Source organism: Pseudomonas poae (assembly GCF_001439785.1).
GTDB lineage: Bacteria > Pseudomonadota > Gammaproteobacteria > Pseudomonadales > Pseudomonadaceae > Aquipseudomonas > Aquipseudomonas poae.
The window spans coordinates 182,326-205,429 of record NZ_JYLI01000001.1; the positions used below are offsets into that span (position 1 = coordinate 182,326).

The window sequence follows — 23,104 nt, forward strand, 5'->3', positions numbered from 1 at the left end:
GGCGACCGAGCTCACTCGACAAGGATGTGTCACCCATGAATCCCGCTTCCCTGCGTGACGGCCGCCGTGGTCCCGCGCAAGTCTGGAACAGTGCGCCGCAATTGGCGCAGATCCCCGTCATTCATCCCAACGCCCTGGTGCCGCCAGGTGCCCGCGTGGTGGTGGTCGCGCCGCACCCGGGCGATGAAGTACTGGCCTGCGGTGGCCTGTTGCAGCGCTTGACCCTGCTGGACCATCCGCTGCAATTGATTTCCATCACCGACGGCAGTGCCAGCCATCCGGGTTCGCGGGTATGGCCGGCCAGCCGGTTGAGCGTGGTGCGGCCCCAGGAAAGCGTGGAAGCGTTGCGCCGTCTGGGTATGCCGCTGCACAGCCTTAAATGGATTCGCGGCGGTTTCCGTGACGGCGGCCTGGCCGCTGATGAACACGCGGTGAGCCAATTTATCGCGCGTTATCTGCAACCCGGTGACGTGGTTTTTACCACCTGGCGCCACGACGGTACGCCCGACCACGAGGCAGTCGGGCGGGCCTGCGCAATAGCCTGCAACCTGGTCGGCGCGCATTTGTACGAATTGCCGGTGTGGGCCTGGCACAGTCCGGTGCGTGAAGGCTCGACAATGCCCTGGCTGCGCGCGCGCAAGGTGCGCCTGGACACCTGGAGCGTTGCACGCAAACTGCACGCCGCCCACGCCTTCGCCAGCCAACTGGCTGGCGACCCCGCCATCGGCCTGCCGCCGCTGCTCGCCCATGACCTGCTCGAACGCATGCGCGAACCGTTCGAGATCGTGTTCGTTTAGCTCCCTGGCCCCAGTCCCGCTCAGTTAAGCGAACGCAATGCTTGAAGCAATGAAGATCAAATGTGGGAGCGGGCTTGCCCGCGAAGGCGTCGGCCCAGCAAACATTGATGCTCACTGACACAACGCTTTCGCGGGCAAGTCGCCCCGGCGCTCCCATGGGGGAATCTGCACTTAACTCAACCGCATTGGCCCTCGCCCCTGGCATTTTAAACGCCAGACTAATGTGAAAAATTCGTTAACCAATTCTGCGCAAAGGCTTTTTTGCACGGACACCTTCTGTCACACTGATGCGAATAATTATCAACCGTTTTATTATTCGCCAGGGAAGGCGCATCGGGGAGAGTTTGTTCCATGTCTGTGCAACAACAAGGCACCGCTGTTTTCGCACCCACTTTGATCGCGCTGGCCATCTGTCTCGCCAGCTCACATGCGGCCTTTGCCGCCGATGTCGAGCCCTCCTCCGGCCCTATCGAACTGGGCGCCACGCAAGTCTCCGGCGAGGGGCAACTGGGCGAAACCACCGAGGGCACGCAGTCCTACACCACCGGCGCGATGAAAACCGCGACCAAGCTGCCACTGACCCTGCGTGAAACCCCGCAGGCCGTCACCGTTGTCACCCGTCAACGCATGGACGACCAGGCGATGACCAGCATCAATGACGTGGTCGCCGCCACGCCGGGGCTGTTCCTGAATTTCTCCAACGGCCCTGGCCGGCAGTCGTACACCGCGCGCGGCTTCGACATCGATAACCTGATGTACGACGGCATCCCGAGCGGCTACAACGGCGTCAACGTGGGTGCCCAGCCGAACCTGGCGATGTTCGACCGCGTCGAGGTGGTGCGTGGTGCTACAGGCCTGGTCACCGGCGCGGGTAACCCGTCAGCCGCCATCAACCTGATCCGCAAGCGGCCGCTGGATGAGCAGAAAGTCACGCTCACTGGCGCGGCCGGCACCTGGGACAACTACCGTGGCGAATTGGACGCCTCGAGCCCGCTCAATGACAGCGGCACCTGGCGCGGCCGGGTGGTGACCTCCTACCGCGACGCCAACAGCTTCATCGACAATGTCGGGGATTATCACGGGCTGTTCTATGCAGTCACCGAAGCGGACTTAAGCGAAAACACCAGCCTGACCCTGGGTTTCTCCAACCAGAAGGACAAGACCAACTACTTCTGGGGCTCGTCGATGGTGGGCCAGGACGGTCACCACTTGAACCTGTCGCGCGCCTACAACCCCGGTACACGCTGGGAGAACAAGGACCAGGAAATCAACACGGTTTTTGCCGAATTGCGCCAGCAACTGGCCAACGACTGGAAACTGCAGGTCAATGCCAACTACGCCGAACAGAACGCCCTGTTCTCTGGCTCCTATCAATCCCGTTGGACCAACAACACCTTGGCCCGCACCGTTTACCAGTCTGCTGCGGATGAAAACCAGGCGGGCCTCGACGCCTTTGTCAGTGGCCCCTTCCAGGCGCTGGGGCGCAGCCATGAGTTGGTGGTAGGAGCCAGCCGTCGCGTCTACGACCTGACCACCCACAGCTACTCGCCGTACGACATGAACTGGCCGCTCAACGCGGGCAAGCCGGACTTCGTCCACACGTCCAACGGTCGTGAAGTCACCACCCAGGACGGCGTCTACGTGACCACGCGCCTGAGCCTGGCCGACCCGTTGAAGCTGATCCTCGGCGCGCGCCTGGACTGGTACGACTACGACAACCATGATGGCGACGGCGATTACAAGGTCACCCGCAACCTCACCCGCTACGCCGGCTTGATCTATGACCTGGACGACCATCATTCGGTGTATGCCAGCTACAGCGACATCTTCACCCCGCAGACGGCCAAGGACACGTCCGGCACGCCGGTCAGGCCCATCATCGGCAAGAACTACGAGGTGGGCATCAAGGGTGAATACCTGGGTGGCGCGCTGAACGGGAGCGTGGCGCTGTTCCGCGTCGACCAGCAGAACCGCGCCGTCGACGTGGTGGTGCCGAACTGCCCGCAGGCCTCCTGCGCTGAGGCCTCGGGCGAAATTCGCAGTCAGGGTATCGACTTCGAACTGCAAGGCGCCCTCACCGAACACTGGCAGGTGGGCGGTGGCTACACCTATGCGCGCACCCACGTCATCAAGGACCAGGCCAACCCGCAGACCGTGAACAAGCAGTTCGACACCGACACTCCGGAACACCTGTTCAAGCTCACCACGCGCTACAACTTCCAGGGCCCGCTGGAAAAACTCCGCGTGGGCGGCAACATCTCCTGGCAGAGCCGCATGTACAACGACCTCACTGTGGCGGATGGCAGCAGCTACCGCCTCAAACAGGGCGCCTATGCCGTCACCGACCTCATGGCCGGCTACCAGGTCAATCAGCATCTGGACCTGCAGCTCAACGCCAACAACATCTTCGACCGCAAGTACTACGAGACCATCGCCAACTCCGTCGACTATGGCGGCGATTCCTATGGTGCCCCTCGCAACATGATGCTGACCGCCAAGTACAGCTTCTGACCCTCCTTCGGCTGCCCGCCCGGGCAGCCGTTGCTGGCTTAAAGTCCCGCCCGCGCTGGCCGATAACGCCCCTGAAGCGCAAAAAAACAACGATTCGCTTCACTCAGCAGGCGGCCCTCGCTGGCACGCCCCATGCTTTGTTCCTGGCCAAACCACAAGGAGTAAACGTGAATGCCCGTCCCCAGCCCCTTTTTGGAGCACTACCGCAAGGCCGACCGCATCATGCTGGCGCTTATCTGGCTGATGTTCCTGTTCTCCCTGGGCCTGGCGTTCTGGCATGACACCCTGATACAGGCACTGACGGTCGGCGGCGGCACCGGTTTGGTGCTCACCGTGTTGTACCGCGCCATAGGTGGCAGCCGGCTGATGCGCTGCGCTTTGGGGGCCGGCCTGATGGTGATGGCCGCGCTGCACATCAACCAGGCCCAGGGCGTGATCGAATCGCACTTCGGGATCTTTGCGCTGTTGGCCGTGCTGACCTTTTACCGAGACTGGCTGCCAATCCTGGTGGCTGCGGCGACCATCGCCGTGCATCACGTGGTGTTCCACGCCCTGCAGCATCAGGGCTTCCCAGTGTTCGTGATGGAGCATCATGGCGGCTGGACGATGGTCTTCGTGCACGCGTTCTATGTGGTCATGGAAACGGTCGCGCTGCTCTACCTCGCGGTGCACAGTCACACCGACGCGGTCGAGAGTCAGGAAATGCTCGAGAAGATGCTCGCAGTGACCTCCCAGTTCAGCGCCGAGAGCGCCCACGCCGAAGGCAAGGTGCACGTGTCCCTGGCCAAACGGTTCGACCACTTCCTGCAACAGCTCACCCTTCTGATCGACGGCGTCGCCCGCGATTCCCATGGCCTGGGGCAGCTCGGCCAGGAACTGGCCAGCGCCAGCGGCACCCTGGAAAAAGGCGCTCGGCATCAACTGGCCGAGATCACCGAGATGACCGGTTCGATGCAGCGCATGGAAGACGCCATGGGCCACATCACGGTGCAGGTCGAACAGGCCGTGGAGCATGCCGGTCAGGCCAGCCGCCAGATCGTGCGTGGTCAAGAGAGCGTCAGCCGTGCCCGGCATGAGATCAACCAGCTGGCGTCCCACATCAACGGCACCGAATCCACCGTGCAATCCCTGGCCGGCCAGGCCGAACAGATCGGCTCGGTGCTGGAGGTGATCAGCAGCATTGCCAACCAGACCAACCTGCTCGCCCTCAACGCCGCCATCGAAGCCGCCCGGGCCGGCGAGCAAGGCCGCGGCTTTGCGGTGGTGGCCGATGAAGTGCGCAGCCTGGCCCAGCGCACCGCCCTCTCCACCCAGGAAATCAAGACCATCATCGAAGGCCTGCAACACGGCAGCCGCCAGGCCGTCGCCGCCATGCACGATAGCCGCGAAGGCGTGGAGCGCTGCGTGGAAGACAGCCGGCTGGCCGTCGAGATGTTGCAGGCGGTGGGTCAGGACATCGCCCACATCGACGCGCTCAATGGGCGCATCGTCAGCACCACCCGCGACCAGTCCTCGGCGAATCTTGAGATCGTCGGACGCCTGCAGTCGGTGCAGAGCATTGCGCAAAGCACGGCTGATGACGTGGAAACTCTGGCCCGCAGCAGCGAGCGCCTGCCACCGATTGCCGTGCGCCTGGATGCGCTGGGGCGCAGGTTTCACCCCTGACGATCAACCTGTGGGAGGGCGCTTGCGCCCGATTGCGGTGGGCCAGCCCGTACATCTTTGGCTGATACACCGCAATCGGAGGCAAGCGCTCTCTCCACATGGGTTACTCTGCGCGCCTCTGCATCGCCTCCCATCAGGATTCAAGACATGCGCCTGCCCGATTTCATCCTCGAAAACCTCGAGCCGATTCTGCAGGCCTGGGAAGATTTCGCCAGAACCATCAAGACGCCGGGCGCCGAGCTCGACAGCATTGCGCTGCGCGACCATGCCGAACAGATGCTGCGGGCCATCGTGACGAACCTGCGCACCCGACAATCACGCCGCGAGCAAACGGCCAAAGCCCAGGGGCATGGCCCGGTGGATGAGCAAGAAACCGCCGCCGAAACCCACGCCATCACGCGACTGATGGCGGGCTTCACCATTGACCAGATGGTCTCGGAATACCGTGCCCTCAGAACCAGTGTGGTCAGCCAGTGGATGCGTCAGGTCAAGGACGGCACGCCGATCAACGTGGACGACATGACCCGCTTCCACGAGGCCATCGATCAGGCACTCGCCGAGTCCATCGCCAGCTACTCGCGCGCGGTCGAGGCCTCGCGCAACGTGTTCCTGGGCATACTCGGCCACGACCTGCGCACCCCGCTTGGCGCAATCATGCTGGGAGCCGACGTCCTCAGGCGCACGGAAGGCGCCGACGCCCGCTCGACCAAAGTCGCCAATCAGATCTACACCAGCGTGCGCCGCGCGAGCCAGATTGTCGGCGACCTGCTTGATCTCACCCGCTGCCAGATGGGACCGGGCATCCCCGTCAGAACCGCAGCGGTCGACCTCGCGCCGCTCTGCGGTCGTGTCGTTGAGGAAATCCAGGCATTTCATCCCGAGGCCAGGATCGTGCTCGACATACCGTCACCGGTCGCCGGGCGGTTCGATGGTGCAAGGATGGAACAGGTCTTCTCGAACATCATCAGCAACGCGGTGCAGCACGGCGACACCGCCCGCCCCATCAAGGTCGAGCTGACGACTCAAGAGGACTGCGCCGTGTTCTCGGTGCACAACCGTGGCGCGGCGATACCCGAGGACGTGCTGCCGTTCATCTTCAACCCGATGGGCCGGTTCTCCCAGCGCACGGCGATTGATCACGGCCCCACGGAAGGCTTGGGCCTGGGCCTGTTTATCGCGTCGGAAATCGTGGCGTCACATGGTGGCTCGATCGAGGTCAGCTCCGACACGGATCAGGGCACGGTGTTTCGGGTGAAGCTGCCGCTCGATAAAGGCGGCTCCACCATTGCCTGAGGCCGCGTGACGGCCAATATGTCTTCAAACGCGACAGCACCTCGCCGGCACAAGGATTGCCCAACGCCTGGACACGTTCATGTTTACGCGCAAACAGCAGCATTTGCCCGGTGAAGTCGCTGCTGCTCAGGCCGATCACGGTTTTCTCAGTGAGCTCGCCGACGCTTGGCATTCCGATATTCTGCTTGGGGTTGCTTCGTTTTGTTCGCAGTTCCGTTTTGCTAAAGTTCGCGACGTGTAAGCCGACAGCTTTTGTTCCTACTTCACGGATGATTTCAAATGTTCCGATCCGTTTTTTCTGGCGTTGCTTTACTAGCCGTCACCGCCGCCTGTAATGCCGCTCAGACTCAGGTCGTCACCACGCCCGAACAGCTCCTGACCGAATTCTCCCGCTGCGATGCGCATTTTTTCGAGAGCCTGCGCGACGCCCGCCTGCCGGCAGATACCTTACGCCTGAGTCAGTACGGCTCGGTCAAGGCGCCGACCATCCTGAACCCGTTGCAGGAAGGTGGCACCTATCAACGGTTCGAAAAACCCCTGATCGTTAACGGCGTGCCTATGATCGGATACTACAACCAGGCCCAAACCATGAATGACGTGGGCAATTTTCTGTTCTGGGGTTTTGTAGCCGATGGTCCGCCGCAAGAAGTGGCCGAAAAACTCAAGCCGCTGATTGTCGATAACACACGCTTTATCAGCGAAGGAAAAGCCATCGCCCGCGCCGAAATTCGCCGCGTCGGTGACCCGATTGGCCAATGGCGCACCCAAGGATTGACCGGCCCTGGCGTCGCCACGCCGTTTGGTTTCGTAGACCGCGTGTTCATGGTCGACAAGGGCGACGAGACACCGCCGCTCACGGGGCACACCACTGTGTTCTGCTCGCTGCAAGGGACTGTGACCGCACCGCTTTTGCAGGTCTATCGCCCAGACCTCAACGCTCGGCTGTTCGACTGACAAGGAAGTTTTTTCATGACTATTCGCTGGCCCGCACTCATCGCATGCGTCTTCATCCTCACCGGATGTGCCGGAATGCAGAACCCGCAAAAAGCCAACCTTGCGCACTGCGCAACTCAGTTCAAGGCCTACAAAGCCGAGAACTACCCTCTGGTGCTGCAGGAAGGTGACTTGTGCCTGCAAAAAAATACCCTGCCCGCCTCACTGCAAAGTCTGGTTTACGCGTTGCAGGCGGACGCCCACAGCAACCTCAAGCATTTCCCCCAAGCCGTTACAGCCAAGGAGAAATCCCTGCAATTGGCGACCAAGCCTGATCCACGCGACAACCTGGACTTGAGTGCCATGTATCGCGACGCTGGCAATCCGAAAAAAGCCCTTGAACTGGTGCAGTACAACCTGGACAACGGTCTGGGAGAAGCCGGAAAAGGCTCGGGCTTCCACATGCCGACCTACTATCACCTGGGCCTTGCACTGACAGACCTGGGTCAGTACCGAGAAGCCGCTGAAGCATTCAGCACCGGCCTTCAACGCCAGCCGGATTTTGCTTGGGCTTACTATGCGCGCGGGATCGCTTACGACCATTTGGGAGACAGGGACAGCGCGAAGGCTGACTTCCTGAAGTTCTCGCAGATCGTTAAAAAGAAATACGTGGAGGAGAAGCACAAGGCCAAGCTTGCTGAATATGGGATATCGGTGCTGTAACCGGAGGGTGGTTATTGGCTGATTGCTGGCTTTTATGAAGGGCTGTAATCGGCCAGAAGCAGTCATTTGCAGCCCAGAAAAAAGTGAGACCAATCGAGTAAGGGATATATTGCCTGCCTCGAAAAAGACTTGTATTCATGGAGGACAAATTGCGGATTTACATTACAGGTGCTTCGTGTGCGGGCGTGACTACTTTGGGTCAAAACGTCGCAACTCTGCTCGGTGTACGCCAGGTCGATGTCGATGATTACTTCTGGATGCCCACTGACCCTCCTTTTACGACCAAGCGAACTCCCAGTGAGCGCGTGTCATTGATCCAGCAAAAGTTCGGTGATGACGATTGGGTGCTGACCGGTTCTTGCATGATCTGGGGAGAAGCGCTGATTACCCATGTCGATCTGATTGTTTTCGTTGTAACTCCAACACCCACTCGCCTTGAACGGCTGGCCGCCCGTGAAAAGGAGCGTTTTGGAGATCGGATAGCACCGGGCGGTGACATGCATGAGATACATGTAGCCTTTCGGGAATGGGCTTCGCAGTATGACGATCCGAACTTTTCAGGACGCAACCGGGCGTGGCACGAGGCGTGGCTATCAGAGCAGACCGCTCCGGTCTTACGGATTGACGGGATGAACAGTGCTGAAAAGATGGTTGCGGATGTCATTCATGCTTTGTCGCAAGTAGCGCAATAGCTCGAGAACGGAACGGCTGAGGCACGACTCAACACGCTTTAGTAATGCCCGCTTCGGGTCGGACGCAGTCAGTTGCATGTATCTATAAATATTTGGGCTAATTCACCCTAAAGAGTTCAATGCCGACTCCCTCAATACCGTGCGACGCCTTTATGGCTTCATTGCGCCGACTCACAGGCCTTCAACGGCTCCTTCGGGTGCAACGCACAGATGTCGAAACCGTCACGCCGGGTATAGCCCGCACGCTTCATACATACAAATCGCTGGGCCATCTCTTGGAAGCTGGCATTAGGATCGATGCCGGAGCCATTCTTCTCACCGCAAGCTAGCATGGACGCCAAGACATCATTGCTGCTCGCTCCGGGCTTCTCCCATAAGTCAGCATCAGCCGTAGGGGGCTGAAAAGGTTCGCTGAAACATGCGGTGACGAGGGGGGCAAATCAACAGCGCAAATGCCACATTTTTGAGCCACATGATCAATCTCCTTATTTTCTGGCGCCGACGGGCATCAGCGCGGGCTCGCCTTCCGGCCAATAATCTTGCACAGGCCTGTGTATCACTTTCATAACAGCTGTGCATAGTCGTGACACCGATGAAGATGCTGCCCAACTCCTTTAACAAGCTACTGCCCTCAGGTAGCACGCTGAATCGTCCAAAATTTCGTAGGGACGACTGACCGCTATTGACCGATTTCTGCCGTTCGCGGCGGGCAGCAACCAGCGCGTCGCTGCCCAGCAAAGCCAAAAGAAGAACCAACCACCAACACCTGCGTCGACTAAGCCCGATCTATCCGCCCGGAGTAACAACCCTGCTTGGCATTGTGCACGTGAATGTAACCAACCTCTGGATTGGCAAACATCCGAATAACGACCGTTTCCATTGCTACGCCATCAGCGATGTCGGCGTCGAGCATGATTCCATCATCAGTGAAAGCGCGAAGGGATAGCAGGCGGATTCGCATAGACTCGGGTACCTCATCGACTGCGTCATAAGCCCGGGTGGCCCACTCCCGTATGAAGATCGCGTGTGAGGCGCGGTATGGCGTGTTGGCGGGCTGGCTGACATGGTTGAGTAAAAGCACGCTCTGACCTGGCTGCGCATCCTTCATTTCGATACGGTCAGGAAAGCCTGGGTGGCTGTCGACGATGTAACGCTTTATCCCGAGCGATGCGAGATCTTTGTCGGGCAGTCCAAACAGTGACTGGAATGGCTCGGGGGAAAGGCCAGTGATACGAAACGCCATGATCGAACTCCTATGGGCTTGAAGTTTTATCAGACTGGAATTCGTACCGTACCTGCTATCCGATTCTTGCTGCTTTATTCAAACTGCCGCGACCGGCCGTTCAGGCCTTCGCTAACCGGTCCAGAGTCTGTCAAAACGTCGTCGAGGTGCATCATATCGAGCTAGCAAGATGGGCCAATCGCCGGAACACTCTGACGAACATAATAATTGTCGAATTCACTGCTTTCGATGAACTGGAAGCCATGGCGGATATAAAAGCGATTCGAAGCGCTTCCTATGAGAGCGCCAACTTTAATGGGGAGCGCAGCGGCATCCGCCTCTTTGAAAATCTGAGTGAGAACAGCTGACCCTATACCTGATCCTTGCGCGCTCGGTCTCACATACAAGTGGTCGAGCAAGAGTTCATTGTGGTGATGTTTGACCACTACAAAACCAACTTTCTCTCCAGATACCTCAATGTAGCGCGTGTTGCGAGCTTCAAAGCCGCCAAGAAATCGCTCGCGCGCACGCACGGGATCGAATCGCCCAACACGTTCCAGACTTTCGCGCATGGCTTCAATTCGAATAGCCACTAGATTGTCCAAGTCGTTTTGTTGAGCCAGGACCAAAATGATGAGGGGATTTTGATTGAATATGACGGGCATATTTGGCGCTCTAACTACCGTCCAGGGATAACCAGTATAGAGAGCCTGATATTGGGTTCCTAGTTTGGCTTCACTACCGGGCACAGTGCCACGCGGCTGAAAGAGAATCGCCGTCGCGTACAAGCTCGGCGATCCAGTCAGCGATGCGCGTACGGCCGGCGAGAGAAAACGCTGGAGACATTTGCGCCGCTTGAATCTGCCCGGTTAAGAGCCAGGAGAAGATTCCGTAGCGGCACTTAAAAACAGTCCAACGGATTGATCAAAGATCTCAGCGTGTGATCCTCCCACACCCCTGCAATCTTCAGATAGGCACGCGCACAGCCTTCCCTTTCAAACCCCAGTGATTCTAGAAGACGCTCACTTCGGGTATTGCTGGGCAAGTGATTGGCCATGATTCGGTGAAGCCCCATCTGCTCGAAACAATAACGGTTAGTGATCTGAAGTGTCTTTCTCATTAAACCCCGGCCTTGCGCAGATACGGCTAATGAAAAACCGAGATTACACGCCTGAAAAACGCCCCTCACAATATTCGTATAGTTACATCGACCGAGAAGCTCTCCGCTCTCGGTGTCAAGCAACAGGAAAAACATGGACGCTGCGGCTTCCATGCTTTCCACCTGCTGTTCGATTCTGGCCCTGGCGTTGTCAATGGTGAAATACTGTTCGTCCCTCAGGGGTTCCCAGGGCTGCAGATGCGCACGGTTCGCTTTTTCGTAACGGCTGATCAACTCGAAATCGTTACGTTCCAATGTTCGAAGGCAGTTGCCTTCCACCGAGTATTTCATAACCTCTCCTGGTTCATTGATAGCCAAGTTTGATTGAGTAGAACCGAGAAAGTTAAGTTGCTGGCTGCTCATCTCCACGGCTGGCCGATTGCCCGAACGCCTTAACGCACCTTATCCTGATCCCTCTCAGTCTCACGAGCCCGGAGCCACCATGGACCTCTCCACCCTCGCTCTCTTCCTCCCCGCGTGCTTCGCCCTGAACATGGCGCCCGGCCCTAACAACCTGCTCTCCGTGAGCAACTCCACCCGATACGGCTACCGCATTTCCTGCCTGGCCGGTGTCGGCCGCCTGGTGGCCTTCGCCGGTATGATCGCTCTCGCCTCGGCCGGGTTGGCGGTGGTGCTGCAAACCTCGGAATTGTTGTTCTACGCGATAAAGATTCTCGGGGCAGCGTATCTGCTTTACCTGGCGCTCCAGCTGTGGCGCGCAAACCCGTTGGCCGATGCGCAAACTCAGGTCAATAAGGCAGGTCTATGGGCATTGGCGCGTCAGGAGTTTCTGGTCGCGGCGGGCAATCCGAAAGCGATCCTGATCTTCACTGCATTCCTTCCGCAATTCGTGGCCCCCGACCAACCTGTCACGCCGCAATTTGCCTTGCTGGGTGCGATGTTTCTGGTCATGGAATGCATCGCCATCAGCGCTTACGCCTACATGGGCCTGCACATGCGGCGCTGGTTCGCAGCGCCACGCGGCAAGCGGATATTCAATCGGTGCTGTGCCGCGTTGTTGTCGGCGGCTGCAACGGTATTGTTGATGGCGCGCCGGGCTTGAGCCTAATCTCCGGTCACCTGGTTGATGAGGCAACTGACACGGAAATTGATCGCCCGCTGTAAGCCGAAGTTAGTCAGCGTGCGATGGAAAGTTTTCGACCCAAAGCGGGTTTCGAAAGCCCTGAAGCATTTTCCAGAGCGTTCAGGCGGAGTTCGGCATGACGCCGAGTGCATTCAGAAAACTGCGGTCCGTTACCAGTCGCCGCAGGCTGTCGATCCGCTCAACATGAAGAAGCCAATGTTCAGTTCACTTCTATCAAATGGTCAACCCCTGACGCCTGCCCTTTCAGAACTGATGGTCCCCTGGTGGAGCTTCACGAAGACAGTCCTGGCTGCGACAGCCCTGTCATTGGTACGTGACGGGTTGATCGGGTTGGACGACCCCCTTCCTGATCAGCTCTTTACCTTACGCCAGCTACTGCGGCATGAGGCAGGTCTGGCTGATTACGGCGAACTGGCGGCCTATCACGCTGCTGTGAAGAACAATGAGCCAGCATGGCCGGCCGATGAAATGATGCACCGCCTTGACGGTACTCGACTTCGATACAAACCCGGAAGCGGTTGGCGTTATTCCAATGTCGGCTATCTACTCGTCGGCAGGTTGATTGAACGGCTGACCGATATGACCCTTGAGGAAGCGGTGATTCAACGGGCGCTTTCCCCTTTTGGCCTATCGAACGTTCGCTTTGCAAAAACGCGGGCGGACATGCAAACGACCGCTTCTGGAAGTGCCCTACAGTATGACCCCGCATGGGTTTACCACGGTCTGCTGATCGGCCAGATTTCGCAGGCCGCGTTATTTCTGGATCAACTCTTCTGCGCAGGCCTCCTCTCCACGCGCTTGCTTGAGGAAATGCAAACCGCACGAACGCTGGGTGGTCCGATTCCCGGACGCCCCTGGCTCACGCCGGGCTATGGCCTTGGCGTGATGCAGGGGAAGATTGAAGGCGGATATTCCCTGTGTGGACACACAGGCGGCGGGCCAGGCAGTGTCATTGCTGTCTACCGTCTCTGCGATGGCGAAAAATCAGTGTGTTGTGCTGCTTTTGAAACGGGTGCCAGCGAAGGTGCCGTCGAAGCCTACGTTGTTGAGCAACTGAAGCGGGCTCTGCGTCAGGGTGGCTGAAGACACCCTGCTGCGCCATGCGCCATAAAAAGACATCCACCCGACCGCCCGGTTGCGACCCGCGCGATCTCGACCTATGGTCCAAGGCATGTTTTGCATTTGCTGTCCCCCCTTCCGTACTCAGGTGACGACATGCCCACACTCTCCCGCCCCGCCGTGCTCGAGCTGATCGGCAATACGCCGCTGGTTCGCGTCAGCCGTTTCGATACCGGCCCCTGCACGCTGTTTCTCAAGCTCGAATCACAAAACCCCGGCGGTTCCATCAAGGACCGTATCGGTCTGGCAATGATCGACGCAGCCGAGCGCGACGGTCGTCTGCGTCCTGGCGGCACCATTATCGAAGCCACAGCCGGCAACACCGGGCTGGGCCTGGCGCTGGTCGGCCGGGCCAAGGGCTATCGGGTGGTGCTGGTGGTGCCCGACAAGATGTCCACGGAAAAAGTGCTGCACCTCAAGGCCATTGGCGCCGAGGTGCATATCACCCGTTCGGACGTGGGCAAGGGCCATCCCGAGTACTACCAGGACGTGGCTGCGCGCATGGCCAGGGATATTCCCGGCTCGTTTTTTGCCGACCAGTTCAACAACCCGGCCAACCCGCTGGCCCACGAGACCAGCACCGCGCCGGAGATCTGGGCGCAAACCCAGCACGACCTCGACGCGATTGTGGTGGGCGTAGGTTCAGCGGGCACCCTCACCGGGCTTACGCGGTTTTTCAAGCGCGTGCAGCCGGGGCTGGCAATGGTGCTGGCCGATCCGGTGGGTTCGGTAATGGCCGAGTACAGCCGCAGCGGCCGGATGGAAACGCCTGGTTCATGGGCGGTGGAAGGCATCGGCGAGGACTTCATCCCGTCGATTGCCGACCTCTCCAGCGTGCGCCACGCCTACTCCATCAGCGACGAGGAAAGCTTCGCCCACGCACGCCAGTTGCTCAAGGCGGAGGGCATTCTCGGCGGCTCGTCCACCGGCACCCTGCTCGCCGCCGCGCTGCGCTATTGCCGCGAGCAGACCGAGCCCAAACGCGTGGTGACCTTTGTGTGCGACACCGGCACGCGCTATCTGTCGAAGGTCTACAACGACCAATGGATGACCGACGCCGGCCTGTTGCAGTACAAACATTACGGCGACCTGCGCGACCTGATCGCCCGCCGTTTCGAGGACGGCCGCGTCATCAGCGTGGGCCCGGACGACACCTTGCTCACCGCCTTCCAGCGCATGCGCCTGGCCGACGTGTCACAGCTGCCGGTGCTGGTGGACGGCAAGACACTGGTCGGTGTGATCGACGAGTCCGACATCCTGCTGGGCCTGCACCATGACGCCGCGGATTTTTCCATGACCGTGGCCAGCGCCATGGCAGACACCCCACACACCCTCGCCCCTGGCGCCAGCCTGGCCGAACTGCAGGCCGAGCTGGATCGCGGCCTCGTCGCCATCATTGCCGACGCATCGGGCTTCCATGGCCTGATCACCCGCGTCGATCTGCTCAACCATTTACGGAGATCCCTTGCATGAGCCAGCCCGATAAAAGCGCATTCGCCACCCGTGTGATCCACGCCGGGCAATCGCCAGACCCGAGCACCGGCGCGCTGATGCCGCCCATCTACGCCAACTCCACCTACCTGCAGGACAGCCCCGGCGTGCACAAGGGCTTTGACTATGGCCGCTCGCACAACCCGACCCGCTTTGCCCTGGAGCGCTGCGTGGCGGACCTGGAAGGCGGCAGCCAGGCGTTTGCCTTCGCTTCCGGCCTCGCGGCGATCTCCACCGTGCTGGAATTGCTCGATGCGGGCGCGCATATCGTCTCCGGCAATGACCTGTACGGCGGCACCTTCCGCCTGTTCGACAAGGTGCGCCAACGCAGCGCCGGGCATCGGTTCAGTTATGTCGACTTGAGCGACGTGGCGGCGCTTGAAGCGTCGTTGCAGGACGACACGCGCATGGTCTGGGTCGAAACCCCGAGCAACCCGCTGCTGAGCCTCACCGACCTGCGCGCGGTGGCGCGTATCTGCCGTGCGCGCGGCATCATTTGCGTGGCCGACAACACCTTCGCCAGCCCATGGATCCAGCGCCCACTGGAGCTGGGGTTTGATGTGGTCGTGCACTCCACCACCAAGTACCTCAACGGTCACTCGGACGTGATTGGTGGCATCGCGGTTGTCGGCGACAACCCGGAGCTGGCCGAGCGTCTGGGCTTTCTGCAGAATTCGATCGGCGCCATTGCCGGTCCCTTCGATGCATTCCTGACGCTGCGTGGCGTGAAGACCCTGGCCCTGCGCATGGAGCGCCATTGCAGCAACGCCCTGCAATTGGCGACGTGGCTGGAGCAGCAGCCGCAGGTGACACGGGTGCACTACCCCGGCCTTAAGTCGCACCCACAGCACGACCTGGCGCAACAGCAGATGCACGGCTTTGGCGGGATGATTTCCGTGGACCTGAACACCGACCTGGCCGGTGCAAGACGCTTCCTGGAGAACGTCAACCTGTTCGCCCTGGCGGAAAGCCTGGGCGGTGTGGAAAGTTTGATCGAACACCCGGCGATCATGACCCATGCCAGCATCCCGGCAGCTACGCGGGCCACGCTAGGGATTGGCGATGGGTTGGTGCGCCTGTCGGTAGGGGTTGAAGATGTAGAAGACCTGCGCGCCGACCTGGCCCAGGCCCTGGCTCACATCTAAATAGCCCAGGCAGCAAGGATCAACTGTGGGGGGGCTTGCCCCCTCCCACACTCAGGCTGAGGTAACCCGGGCCCGCGCGCTGTGCAGCTTTTTGTAGCTGTCGATCAGACGCAAATGCCGGTCCAGCCCTTCGAGCTTCATGCTGGTCGGCGTCAGCCCGTAAAACCGCACGCTGCCGTCCACAGAGCCGATCACCGCATCCATGCGCTCAGTGCCGAACATGCGGCGAAAATTCGCTTCGTAGTCTGCCAACTCCAGGTCGTCATCCAGCTCCATCTCCAGCACCGCGTTCAGCGCCTGGTAGAACAAGCCGCGTTCGGCGGTGTTGTCGTTGTACTGCAGGAACATCTCCACGCATTCCTTGGCCTCTTCATACTGCTTGAGGGCGAGGAAGATCAGCAGTTTCAACTCCAGGATGGTCAACTGGCCCCAGGCGGTGTTGTCGTCGAATTCGATGCCGATCAGGGTGGTGATATCGGTGTAGTCGTCCAGCTCGCTTTCGATCAGGCGTTCGACCAGCGCGTGCAGCTGCGCGTCATCCAGGCGATGCAGGTTGAGGATATCTTCACGAAAGAAAAGCGCTTTGTTGGTGTTGTCCCAGATCAGGTCGTCCACCGGGTAGATTTCCGAGTAGTCGGGCACCAGGATCCGGCAGGCAGTGGCGCCCAGGTGTTCGTACACCGCCATGTACGATTCTTTGCCCATGCCTTCGAGAATGCCGAACAACGTTGCCGCTTCCTCGGCGTTGGAGTCTTCGCCCTGGCCGGAGAAGTCCCACTCGACGAATTCGTAATCCGATTGCGCGCTGAAAAAGCGCCACGACACCACGCCGCTGGAGTCGATGAAGTGCTCGACGAAGTTGTTCGGTTCGGTGACCGCCTGGGCCTCGAAGGTCGGCTGCGGCAAATCGTTCAGGCCTTCGAAACTGCGGCCTTGCAGCAGCTCGGTGAGGCTGCGCTCCAGCGCCACTTCCAGGCTTGGGTGCGCGCCGAACGAGGCAAACACGCCGCCGGTACGCGGGTTCATCAGGGTCACGCACATCACCGGAAACTCGCCGCCCAACGACGCATCCTTGACCAGCACCGGGAAGCCCTGGGCTTCCAGGCCCTGGATGCCCGCCAAAATGCCGGGATACTTGGCCAGCACTTCAGCCGGCACGTCAGGCAAGGCGAATTCGCCTTCGATGATTTCGCGTTTTACCGCGCGCTCGAAAATCTCCGACAGGCATTGCACCTGGGCTTCGGCGAGGGTGTTGCCCGCGCTCATGCCGTTGCTGAGGTAGAGGTTCTCGATCAGGTTGGACGGGAAATACACCACCTCGCCATCCGACTGGCGCACAAATGGCAGCGAAACGATACCGCGGGCCTCGTTACCGGAGTTGGTGTCGAACAGGTGCGAACCGCGCAGCTCGCCGTCGCGGTTGTAGACCTTCAGGCAGTACGCGTCGAGGATTTCCCCCGGCAGTTCATCGTTGGGGCCAGGCTGGAACCAGCGCTCATCCGGGTAGTGCACGAACGGCGCATTGGCCAGTTCTTCGCCCCAGAATTGATCGTTATAGAAGAAGTTGCAGTTGAGCCGCTCGATAAACTCACCCAAAGCCGACGCCAGCGCGCCTTCCTTGGTGGCGCCCTTGCCATTGGTAAAGCACATCGGCGACTGCGCATCGCGACTATGCAATGACCACACGTTGGGCACGATATTGCGCCATGAGGCGATCTCGATCTTCATGCCAAGCCCGGCGAGGATAGCGGACATGTTGGCGATGGTTTCCTCCAGCGGCAGGTCCTTGCCTGCAACGCGCGTGCTCGCGCCTGCTGTCGAGGCGGGCATCAGCAAGGCCTGGGCATCGGCGTCGAGGTTCTCGACTTCTTCGATCACGAACTCGGGACCGGCCTGCACCACTTTCTTCACGGTGCAGCGGTCGATGGAGCGCAGGATGCCCTGGCGGTCCTTGTCGGAGATATCCGCGGGCAACTCAACCTGGATCTTGAAGATCTGGTTGTAGCGGTTTTCCGGGTCGACGATGTTGTTCTGCGACAGGCGAATATTGTCCGTGGGGATATTGCGCGTCTGGCAATACAGCTTCACGAAGTACGCCGCGCACAGCGCCGATGACGCGAGGAAATAATCAAAGGGCCCCGGCGCCGAACCGTCGCCCTTGTAGCGAATCGGCTGGTCGGCAATCACCGTGAAGTCATCGAACTTGGCTTCAAGTCGGAGGTTGTCGAGAAAGTTGACCTTGATTTCCATGGGGCACACCAGAATAACGGCTGAACAAAAATGGCCGCCATTATGAGGTTTTTCCCCGAAAAGTTTCAGGGTTTTGCGCAAAGCCTGCCCGAATGAGCGAAAAATCGAACGGCAAAACACCATGGCACTCCAAGCCCCGTGATGTCACTGAAGCTGATGTCCCGTCACCCTTTTTCTGATCGGAGAACAGCCCCATGCGACCTCAAACCTCCTTTATCTTCGACCTCGACGGCACCCTCACGGACAGCGTTTACCAGAACGTGGCTGCCTGGAAAGAGGCCCTCGACGCCGAAGGCATTTCGCTGGCGATGTGGCGCATCCACCGCAAAATCGGCATGAGCGGCGGCCTGATGCTCAAGTCGTTGTCCCGCGAAACCGGGCTCGACATCAGCGAGCCGCAAGCCGAACGCCTGAGCCAGCTGCATGCCGAGGCGTATGCGCGTTTGCAGGGGCAGATCATCGCTTTGCCCGGTGCGGTTGAGCTGCTCGATCACCTCAGCCACGCCGGTCTTGCCTGGTGCATCGCCACCAGCGGTGGCCTGGACACCGCAAAGATCAACCTCAAGGCGCTGCAACTGGATATTGACGAGGTCAACATCATCACCCGTGACGATGTGAAGTACGGCAAGCCCGACCCGGACCTTTTCCTGGCCGCTGCCCTGCACATGAAAGTGCCGATCGACGAGTGCCTGGTGATCGGCGATGCCGTATGGGACATGCTCGCCGCGCGGCGCGCCAAGGCCACCGGGATCGGCCTGCTGTCAGGCGGTTATGACATCGGCGAGCTGGAGCGAGCGGGCGCACTGAGGGTTTACGAAGACCCGCAGGACTTGCTCGATCACCTCGATGAGGTCGCCTCTCGCCCCTGAATGCCGCCCCCCGAATGCCTGGCAGAAAATCGGCTATCAACTTATTCGAGGTGATGCCGATGACCTGTCTGGCATTTCAGGGAGCAGCACAATGCGCAACAACCAGCCCGTAACACAGCGTGAGATTTCCCTCGCGCCGTCGCAGAAACTCATTTCCGCCACTGACACCCAGGGGATGATCACCTACTGCAACGACGCGTTCGTTGATATCAGCGGTTTTGACCGCGCCGACCTGATCGGCGCGCCGCAGAACATCGTGCGTCACCCGGATGTCCCGCCGGCGGTGTTTGCGCACATGTGGCGCGCGCTCAAGCAGGGCCAGCCATGGATGGGCATCGTCAAGAACCGCTCGAAAAACGGCGATCACTATTGGGTCAATGCTTACGTCACGCCGATTTACGATGGCAGCCGCGTCGTCGGTTTCGAGTCGGTACGGGTCAAGCCCACCGCCGATGAGATTCGCCGCGCGCAGGCGCTGTACCAGCGGATCAGCCGAGGCAAACCCGGCGTGCCGCGCCAGGATGCCTGGCTGCCGACGGCTGTGGCGTGCGTGCCGTACATGGCCACGGGCCTGGTCGGCAGCGTGGCCGGAATGTTTCTCGGCGCGCCGGTGGCGATTGCCGTTGCGCTGGCCGTAGCCGTGCCGGTGGGCGTCCTCTGCGCACGCTGGCGACAAGGCAGTACGCTGCGCCTGCTGGCGGGTGTCGAGCCATCGACGTCGGATGCGTTGATCGCGCAGATGTACAGCGACGCGCGCGGGCCTCAGGCACGCTTGGAAACCGCGTTCCTCAGCCAGACCGCGCGCCTGAAAACCTGCCTGACGCGCCTGCAGGACAGCGCCGAGCAGCTCAGCGCCCTCGCCGGCCAGTCCGACCAGTTGGCTACCGCCAGCGCCCAGGGTCTGGACCGCCAGCGTGTCGAGACCGAACAGGTCTCGGCGGCCGTGAACCAGATGGCCGCCACCACCCAGGAAGTCGCCAGCCACGTGCAACGCACCGCAGACGCCACCCAGCAAGCCAATGTGCTCACCGGTCGCGGTCGCGAAGTGGCGCGCGATACCCGTGAGGCCATCGAGCGGTTGTCCGCCGTGGTCGGCGAAACCGGCGCCACCGTGGCGCAACTGGCCCGCGACAGCGACGAAATCGGCAGCGTGGTCGATGTGATCAAAGGCATCGCCGACCAGACCAACCTGCTGGCCCTCAACGCCGCCATCGAAGCGGCGCGCGCCGGCGAGCAAGGGCGCGGCTTTGCCGTGGTGGCCGACGAAGTCCGTCAGCTGGCGCAACGCACCTCGCAATCGACCACGCAGATCCATGCGCTGATCACCCAGCTTCAAGCCTCGTCCAATAACGCGGTCAACAGCATGCAGAACGGCCATCGCCAGGCCGAGGAAGGCGTGGCCCGGGTGCTCGAAGCCGACCAGGCGCTGGTCGGCATCAGCGAAGCGGTGGCCAATATCACCAACATGACCACCCAGATCGCCGCCGCCACCGAAGAACAAAGCGCGGTCGCCGAAGAGATCAGCCGCAACATCACCACCATCGCCGAACTGGCCGACCAGACCTCGCTGCAGGCCCATCAATCCACCGGGCTGAGCAAGGAGTTGACCAACACTGCGGCCACGCAGTACGCGCTGGTTGAGCGTTTCAATCGCTGAGGCATGACTGAGGAGCAGGTCAGCGAGCCCATCTCCCGTGGCGAGCAGGCTTGTCCTGCGTTGGGCTGCGCAGCAGCCCCAAAACCAGGCGCTGAGCCGTATCAGGTACACGGCGTTTTGCTGGATTGGGGGCGCTTCGCACCCCAACGCGGGGCAAGCCCGCTCGCCACAACAAGCTCGCTTGCCATGGAGGGGCCAGTTTGTCAGGCAAATCTTTTAATCCACCACAACTCGACATTGCTGAGCTATGTTTCGCGACTGACACACCAAGGAATGTGCCATGGACCCGTTAGCCACCAACGCAGCATTGGTCATCATCGACATGCAGCAAGGCATGCACTCGCCAGCGCTCGGACGACGCAACAACCCCGACGCAGAATCAAACATCCTGCGCCTGTTAAGCGCCTGGCGGCAGTCGGGCCGGCCTGTCGTGCATGTACGGCACATCTCCCGCTCACCCACTTCGGTATTCTGGCCGGGTCAGGCTGGCTGCGAGTTCCAGCCAGCCTTGCAACCGCTGGCCCTTGAACATGTGCTGGAAAAAAACGTGCCGGATGCATTCACCCACACCGGTCTTGAACGCTGGCTGCATACGCGCTCGATCAGGCAATTGGTGATTGTCGGCGTGATCACCAACAACTCCGTCGAGGCCACCGCCCGCTCGGGCGGTAACCTGGGGTTCGACGTGACCGTGATTTCGGATGCCTGTTACACCTTTGACCAGACCGATTTATCCGGACGCCTCTGGCCCGCCGAAGACGTGCATGCCCTGTCGCTCAGCAATCTGGCGATGGACTACGCCACTATTGTGGCAACCGGTGAGATTCTGGCCGGAAGTCATACGGCATTTCGCCAAGACCTCTAATAGATCCGGTGAAGCCACAGAGCCGGTTGATTGCGCTACTGCGGCTGCGCCACCATCGCGCGCCAGGCCTGAACGCTGGGGCGCTCGTTGACCCTGGCATGCCAGGCCAGCAGCGCCTCGCATTCCTCCGGGACAGGCAAGTCCACCAGGCCGGCGAAGATCATGCCGCCCAACACGGCGATGTCGGCCATGGAAAACTCATCACCGGCGACAAACGGGCGAGTCTTCAGCAGGCCGTCGAAATAGCGCATGCCCCTGATCGCCTTCTCACCCATGCGGTTGCCCCACTCGGCGTTTTGATACAACTCAACCTCCGGCCCAAGCCCGAGTGTGGCGTGGTGGAAGTACACGCTGACCGCATCCATGAATTCGATTTCGGCGCGCTTGGTCATCATGTGGATCAGGCCCTGCTCGGTCGGCGTCTTGCCGGTGAGCGTCGGATGGCCGTCCAGCGTATCCAGGTATTGCGTGATGGCCGTGCATTCGGCGATAAGCGTGCCGTCGTCCAGCTCCAGCAAGGGCAAAGTGCCGGAGTAGTTGAGCGCCAGGAAGGCAGACTGCTTGTGCTCACCCTTCCACAAATTGACCGAAACGAATTCGATGCCGGGCAGCAAGCCCTTTTCGGCCAATGCAATACGTACACGTGCGGGATAAGGGCCGTTGTACCAGTCATAAATTTTCATGGGTGATAGCTCGCGCAAAGGTTGTTGAAGGCTTGACCGGCGATTCTACCTGCCAAGTGGTAGGCAAAGATTGGGCGCCTTCACTGACCCTGTCAAGCACTACCTACCAGTTGGCAGGCAAACGCTTCTCGACGTAGAATCACACCCCTATCCCTAAACCAAGGAATCGACCCGTGAGCGCAAACGCACGCGAAGCCATCCTCGAAGCCGCCAGGATTTCGGCCCAGCACTACGGCTACAACGGCATCAACTTTCGCAGCATTGGCGAAACGGTGGGGATCAAGAACGCCAGCATCTACTACCACTTTCCCAGCAAGGCTGACCTCGGCGCCGCCGTGGCCAGGCGTTACTGGGAGGACACAGCAGCGGTTCTCGACACCCTGCGCAGCGATCATCCGCAGCCACTGGACTGCCTGCAGCATTACCCGAACATCTTTCGCAAGACCCTCGAAGACGGCAACCGCCTGTGCCTCTCCAGCTTCATGGCGGCCGAGTATCAGGATTTGCCGCAAGCCGTGAAGCAGGAGGTGCTGACGTTTGCCGACATCAATGTCGCCTGGCTTGCGGATGTGCTCGCACAACTGGGCACTGGCGATACCGACGCGTGCCAGCGCCGCGCACGTGCCATCTATACCGCTATTGCCGGCGCGCAATTGATCGCTCGCACCCGTACCGACATCGACCTGTACGACGAGCTGGTGCAAACCTACCGGGACACGGGGTTGATCCCGGTCTAGCGAATGCGCTTGAGCGAGGAAAAGTTGTACACAAAATAGCGCTAAAGTTTTGCCACCATCGAGCCGAGACAGTCAGTGAAATCAAATCGCCGTGTCCGCCCAGGGCAGACGATTTGGCCCGCCCTCCCCGCTGATGGTCGTCTCCATGAAAATAAAGAACAAGCTGGTGCTCGCGTTTGTCTGCGTCG

General features: G+C 60.2%; 21 protein-coding genes and 1 pseudogene. 17 read left to right on the forward strand and 5 right to left on the reverse strand.

Annotation, left to right across the window (positions count from 1 at the left end; genetic code table 11):
* Positions 1-35: 35 nt before the first annotated feature.
* The 8 genes from TU75_RS00605 to TU75_RS00635 all read left to right on the forward strand — a co-directional run bounded on the left by TU75_RS00605 (position 36) and on the right by TU75_RS00635 (position 8,614).
* Entirely contained in the window at positions 36-797 is a 762-nt protein-coding gene (locus tag TU75_RS00605) for a PIG-L deacetylase family protein (protein WP_060547916.1), read from the forward strand.
* A 351-nt stretch (positions 798-1,148) separates the two neighbouring features.
* Entirely contained in the window at positions 1,149-3,308 is a 2,160-nt protein-coding gene (locus TU75_RS00610) for a TonB-dependent siderophore receptor (RefSeq protein WP_060547917.1), read from the forward strand.
* 171 nt (positions 3,309-3,479) lie between these two features.
* The gene (locus tag TU75_RS00615; RefSeq protein WP_060547918.1) at positions 3,480-4,973 is read left to right on the forward strand and encodes a methyl-accepting chemotaxis protein; all 1,494 of its coding nucleotides are present in this window, start codon (positions 3,480-3,482) and stop codon (positions 4,971-4,973) included.
* A gap of 147 nt (positions 4,974-5,120) precedes the next feature.
* Positions 5,121-6,266, forward strand: coding sequence for a sensor histidine kinase (locus tag TU75_RS00620; RefSeq protein ID WP_060547919.1), 1,146 nt, complete (start codon positions 5,121-5,123; stop codon positions 6,264-6,266).
* 79 nt (positions 6,267-6,345) lie between these two features.
* Complete coding sequence (locus TU75_RS27260) at positions 6,346-6,507, forward strand: hypothetical protein (RefSeq protein WP_156422772.1); 162 nt, start codon at positions 6,346-6,348, stop codon at positions 6,505-6,507.
* Between the two features lie 38 nt (positions 6,508-6,545).
* Entirely contained in the window at positions 6,546-7,220 is a 675-nt protein-coding gene (locus TU75_RS00625) for a hypothetical protein (RefSeq protein ID WP_060547920.1), read from the forward strand.
* Between the two features lie 15 nt (positions 7,221-7,235).
* The gene (locus tag TU75_RS00630; protein WP_060547921.1) at positions 7,236-7,922 is read left to right on the forward strand and encodes a tetratricopeptide repeat protein; all 687 of its coding nucleotides are present in this window, start codon (positions 7,236-7,238) and stop codon (positions 7,920-7,922) included.
* A gap of 149 nt (positions 7,923-8,071) precedes the next feature.
* On the forward strand, positions 8,072-8,614 hold the full coding sequence (locus TU75_RS00635) for an ATP-binding protein (protein WP_060548031.1): 543 nt from the start codon (positions 8,072-8,074) through the stop codon (positions 8,612-8,614).
* Positions 8,615-9,389: 775 nt separating this feature from the next.
* Here the strand turns inward: TU75_RS00635 and TU75_RS00640 are convergent.
* The 3 genes from TU75_RS00640 to TU75_RS00650 form a co-directional block, all read right to left on the reverse strand.
* A complete protein-coding gene (locus TU75_RS00640; protein WP_060547922.1) occupies positions 9,390-9,857 on the reverse strand; it encodes a DUF1203 domain-containing protein in 468 nt (155 codons plus the stop codon).
* Positions 9,858-10,018: 161 nt separating this feature from the next.
* Entirely contained in the window at positions 10,019-10,501 is a 483-nt protein-coding gene (locus TU75_RS00645) for a GNAT family N-acetyltransferase (protein WP_060547923.1), read from the reverse strand.
* Between the two features lie 236 nt (positions 10,502-10,737).
* Positions 10,738-11,286: a GNAT family N-acetyltransferase gene (locus tag TU75_RS00650; RefSeq protein ID WP_015372191.1), complete on the reverse strand. Its 549-nt coding sequence runs from the start codon at positions 11,284-11,286 to the stop codon at positions 10,738-10,740.
* Positions 11,287-11,437: 151 nt separating this feature from the next.
* On the opposite strand from TU75_RS00650, the gene TU75_RS00655 reads away from it, so the two are divergent.
* The 4 genes from TU75_RS00655 (at position 11,438) to TU75_RS00670 (ending at position 15,855) form a co-directional block, all read left to right on the forward strand.
* A complete protein-coding gene (locus tag TU75_RS00655) occupies positions 11,438-12,058 on the forward strand; it encodes a LysE family translocator (protein WP_015372192.1) in 621 nt (206 codons plus the stop codon).
* A gap of 237 nt (positions 12,059-12,295) precedes the next feature.
* Positions 12,296-13,183 (forward strand): serine hydrolase domain-containing protein, encoded by an 888-nt coding sequence (locus TU75_RS00660; protein ID WP_060548032.1) that lies wholly within the window; start codon positions 12,296-12,298, stop codon positions 13,181-13,183.
* 132 nt (positions 13,184-13,315) lie between these two features.
* Positions 13,316-14,692, forward strand: coding sequence for a pyridoxal-phosphate dependent enzyme (locus tag TU75_RS00665; protein WP_060547924.1), 1,377 nt, complete (start codon positions 13,316-13,318; stop codon positions 14,690-14,692).
* Positions 14,689-15,855 (forward strand): cystathionine gamma-synthase, encoded by a 1,167-nt coding sequence (locus TU75_RS00670; RefSeq protein ID WP_060547925.1) that lies wholly within the window; start codon positions 14,689-14,691, stop codon positions 15,853-15,855. The genes TU75_RS00665 and TU75_RS00670 overlap by 4 nt, the downstream gene beginning before the upstream one ends.
* Positions 15,856-15,906: 51 nt before the next feature.
* On the opposite strand, the gene TU75_RS00675 is transcribed toward TU75_RS00670, so the two are convergent.
* Positions 15,907-18,105: an OsmC domain/YcaO domain-containing protein gene (locus TU75_RS00675; protein ID WP_060547926.1), complete on the reverse strand. Its 2,199-nt coding sequence runs from the start codon at positions 18,103-18,105 to the stop codon at positions 15,907-15,909.
* A 194-nt stretch (positions 18,106-18,299) separates the two neighbouring features.
* Between TU75_RS00675 and TU75_RS00680 the strand changes: the two genes are divergently transcribed.
* The 4 genes and pseudogenes from TU75_RS00680 (at position 18,300) to TU75_RS00690 (ending at position 21,496) form a co-directional block, all read left to right on the forward strand.
* Positions 18,300-18,974: an HAD family hydrolase gene (locus TU75_RS00680; RefSeq protein WP_003239222.1), complete on the forward strand. Its 675-nt coding sequence runs from the start codon at positions 18,300-18,302 to the stop codon at positions 18,972-18,974.
* Positions 18,975-19,149: 175 nt separating this feature from the next.
* Positions 19,150-19,338, forward strand: a pseudogene (locus TU75_RS28415) (PAS domain-containing protein); the annotation flags it as partial.
* Between the two features lie 195 nt (positions 19,339-19,533).
* The gene (locus TU75_RS00685) at positions 19,534-20,631 is read left to right on the forward strand and encodes a methyl-accepting chemotaxis protein (protein WP_413469472.1); all 1,098 of its coding nucleotides are present in this window, start codon (positions 19,534-19,536) and stop codon (positions 20,629-20,631) included.
* Positions 20,632-20,911: 280 nt separating this feature from the next.
* A complete protein-coding gene (locus TU75_RS00690) occupies positions 20,912-21,496 on the forward strand; it encodes a cysteine hydrolase family protein (RefSeq protein WP_060547927.1) in 585 nt (194 codons plus the stop codon).
* Between the two features lie 35 nt (positions 21,497-21,531).
* Here the strand turns inward: TU75_RS00690 and TU75_RS00695 are convergent, their stop codons facing one another.
* Positions 21,532-22,179 (reverse strand): glutathione S-transferase, encoded by a 648-nt coding sequence (locus tag TU75_RS00695; RefSeq protein ID WP_060547928.1) that lies wholly within the window; start codon positions 22,177-22,179, stop codon positions 21,532-21,534.
* Between the two features lie 173 nt (positions 22,180-22,352).
* Between TU75_RS00695 and TU75_RS00700 the strand changes: the two genes are divergently transcribed.
* On the forward strand, positions 22,353-22,916 hold the full coding sequence (locus TU75_RS00700) for a TetR/AcrR family transcriptional regulator (RefSeq protein WP_015372198.1): 564 nt from the start codon (positions 22,353-22,355) through the stop codon (positions 22,914-22,916).
* The last annotated feature ends 188 nt before the right edge of the window (positions 22,917-23,104 follow it).

Coding starts and splice junctions, on each gene's coding strand:
- TU75_RS00670 (WP_060547925.1), top strand. CDS start 14,689: ATGAGCCAGCCCGATAAAAGCGCATTCGCCACCCGTGTGATCCACGCC.
- TU75_RS00675 (WP_060547926.1), bottom strand. CDS start 18,105: ATGGAAATCAAGGTCAACTTTCTCGACAACCTCCGACTTGAAGCCAAG.
- TU75_RS00640 (WP_060547922.1), bottom strand. CDS start 9,857: ATGGCGTTTCGTATCACTGGCCTTTCCCCCGAGCCATTCCAGTCACTG.
- TU75_RS00655 (WP_015372192.1), top strand. CDS start 11,438: ATGGACCTCTCCACCCTCGCTCTCTTCCTCCCCGCGTGCTTCGCCCTG.
- TU75_RS00685 (WP_413469472.1), top strand. CDS start 19,534: ATGGCCACGGGCCTGGTCGGCAGCGTGGCCGGAATGTTTCTCGGCGCG.
- TU75_RS00660 (WP_060548032.1), top strand. CDS start 12,296: ATGTTCAGTTCACTTCTATCAAATGGTCAACCCCTGACGCCTGCCCTT.
- TU75_RS00610 (WP_060547917.1), top strand. CDS start 1,149: ATGTCTGTGCAACAACAAGGCACCGCTGTTTTCGCACCCACTTTGATC.
- TU75_RS00645 (WP_060547923.1), bottom strand. CDS start 10,501: ATGCCCGTCATATTCAATCAAAATCCCCTCATCATTTTGGTCCTGGCT.
- TU75_RS00605 (WP_060547916.1), top strand. CDS start 36: ATGAATCCCGCTTCCCTGCGTGACGGCCGCCGTGGTCCCGCGCAAGTC.
- TU75_RS00690 (WP_060547927.1), top strand. CDS start 20,912: ATGGACCCGTTAGCCACCAACGCAGCATTGGTCATCATCGACATGCAG.
- TU75_RS00650 (WP_015372191.1), bottom strand. CDS start 11,286: ATGAAATACTCGGTGGAAGGCAACTGCCTTCGAACATTGGAACGTAAC.
- TU75_RS00665 (WP_060547924.1), top strand. CDS start 13,316: ATGCCCACACTCTCCCGCCCCGCCGTGCTCGAGCTGATCGGCAATACG.
- TU75_RS00625 (WP_060547920.1), top strand. CDS start 6,546: ATGTTCCGATCCGTTTTTTCTGGCGTTGCTTTACTAGCCGTCACCGCC.
- TU75_RS00680 (WP_003239222.1), top strand. CDS start 18,300: ATGCGACCTCAAACCTCCTTTATCTTCGACCTCGACGGCACCCTCACG.
- TU75_RS27260 (WP_156422772.1), top strand. CDS start 6,346: ATGTTTACGCGCAAACAGCAGCATTTGCCCGGTGAAGTCGCTGCTGCT.
- TU75_RS00620 (WP_060547919.1), top strand. CDS start 5,121: ATGCGCCTGCCCGATTTCATCCTCGAAAACCTCGAGCCGATTCTGCAG.
- TU75_RS00695 (WP_060547928.1), bottom strand. CDS start 22,179: ATGAAAATTTATGACTGGTACAACGGCCCTTATCCCGCACGTGTACGT.
- TU75_RS00630 (WP_060547921.1), top strand. CDS start 7,236: ATGACTATTCGCTGGCCCGCACTCATCGCATGCGTCTTCATCCTCACC.
- TU75_RS00615 (WP_060547918.1), top strand. CDS start 3,480: ATGCCCGTCCCCAGCCCCTTTTTGGAGCACTACCGCAAGGCCGACCGC.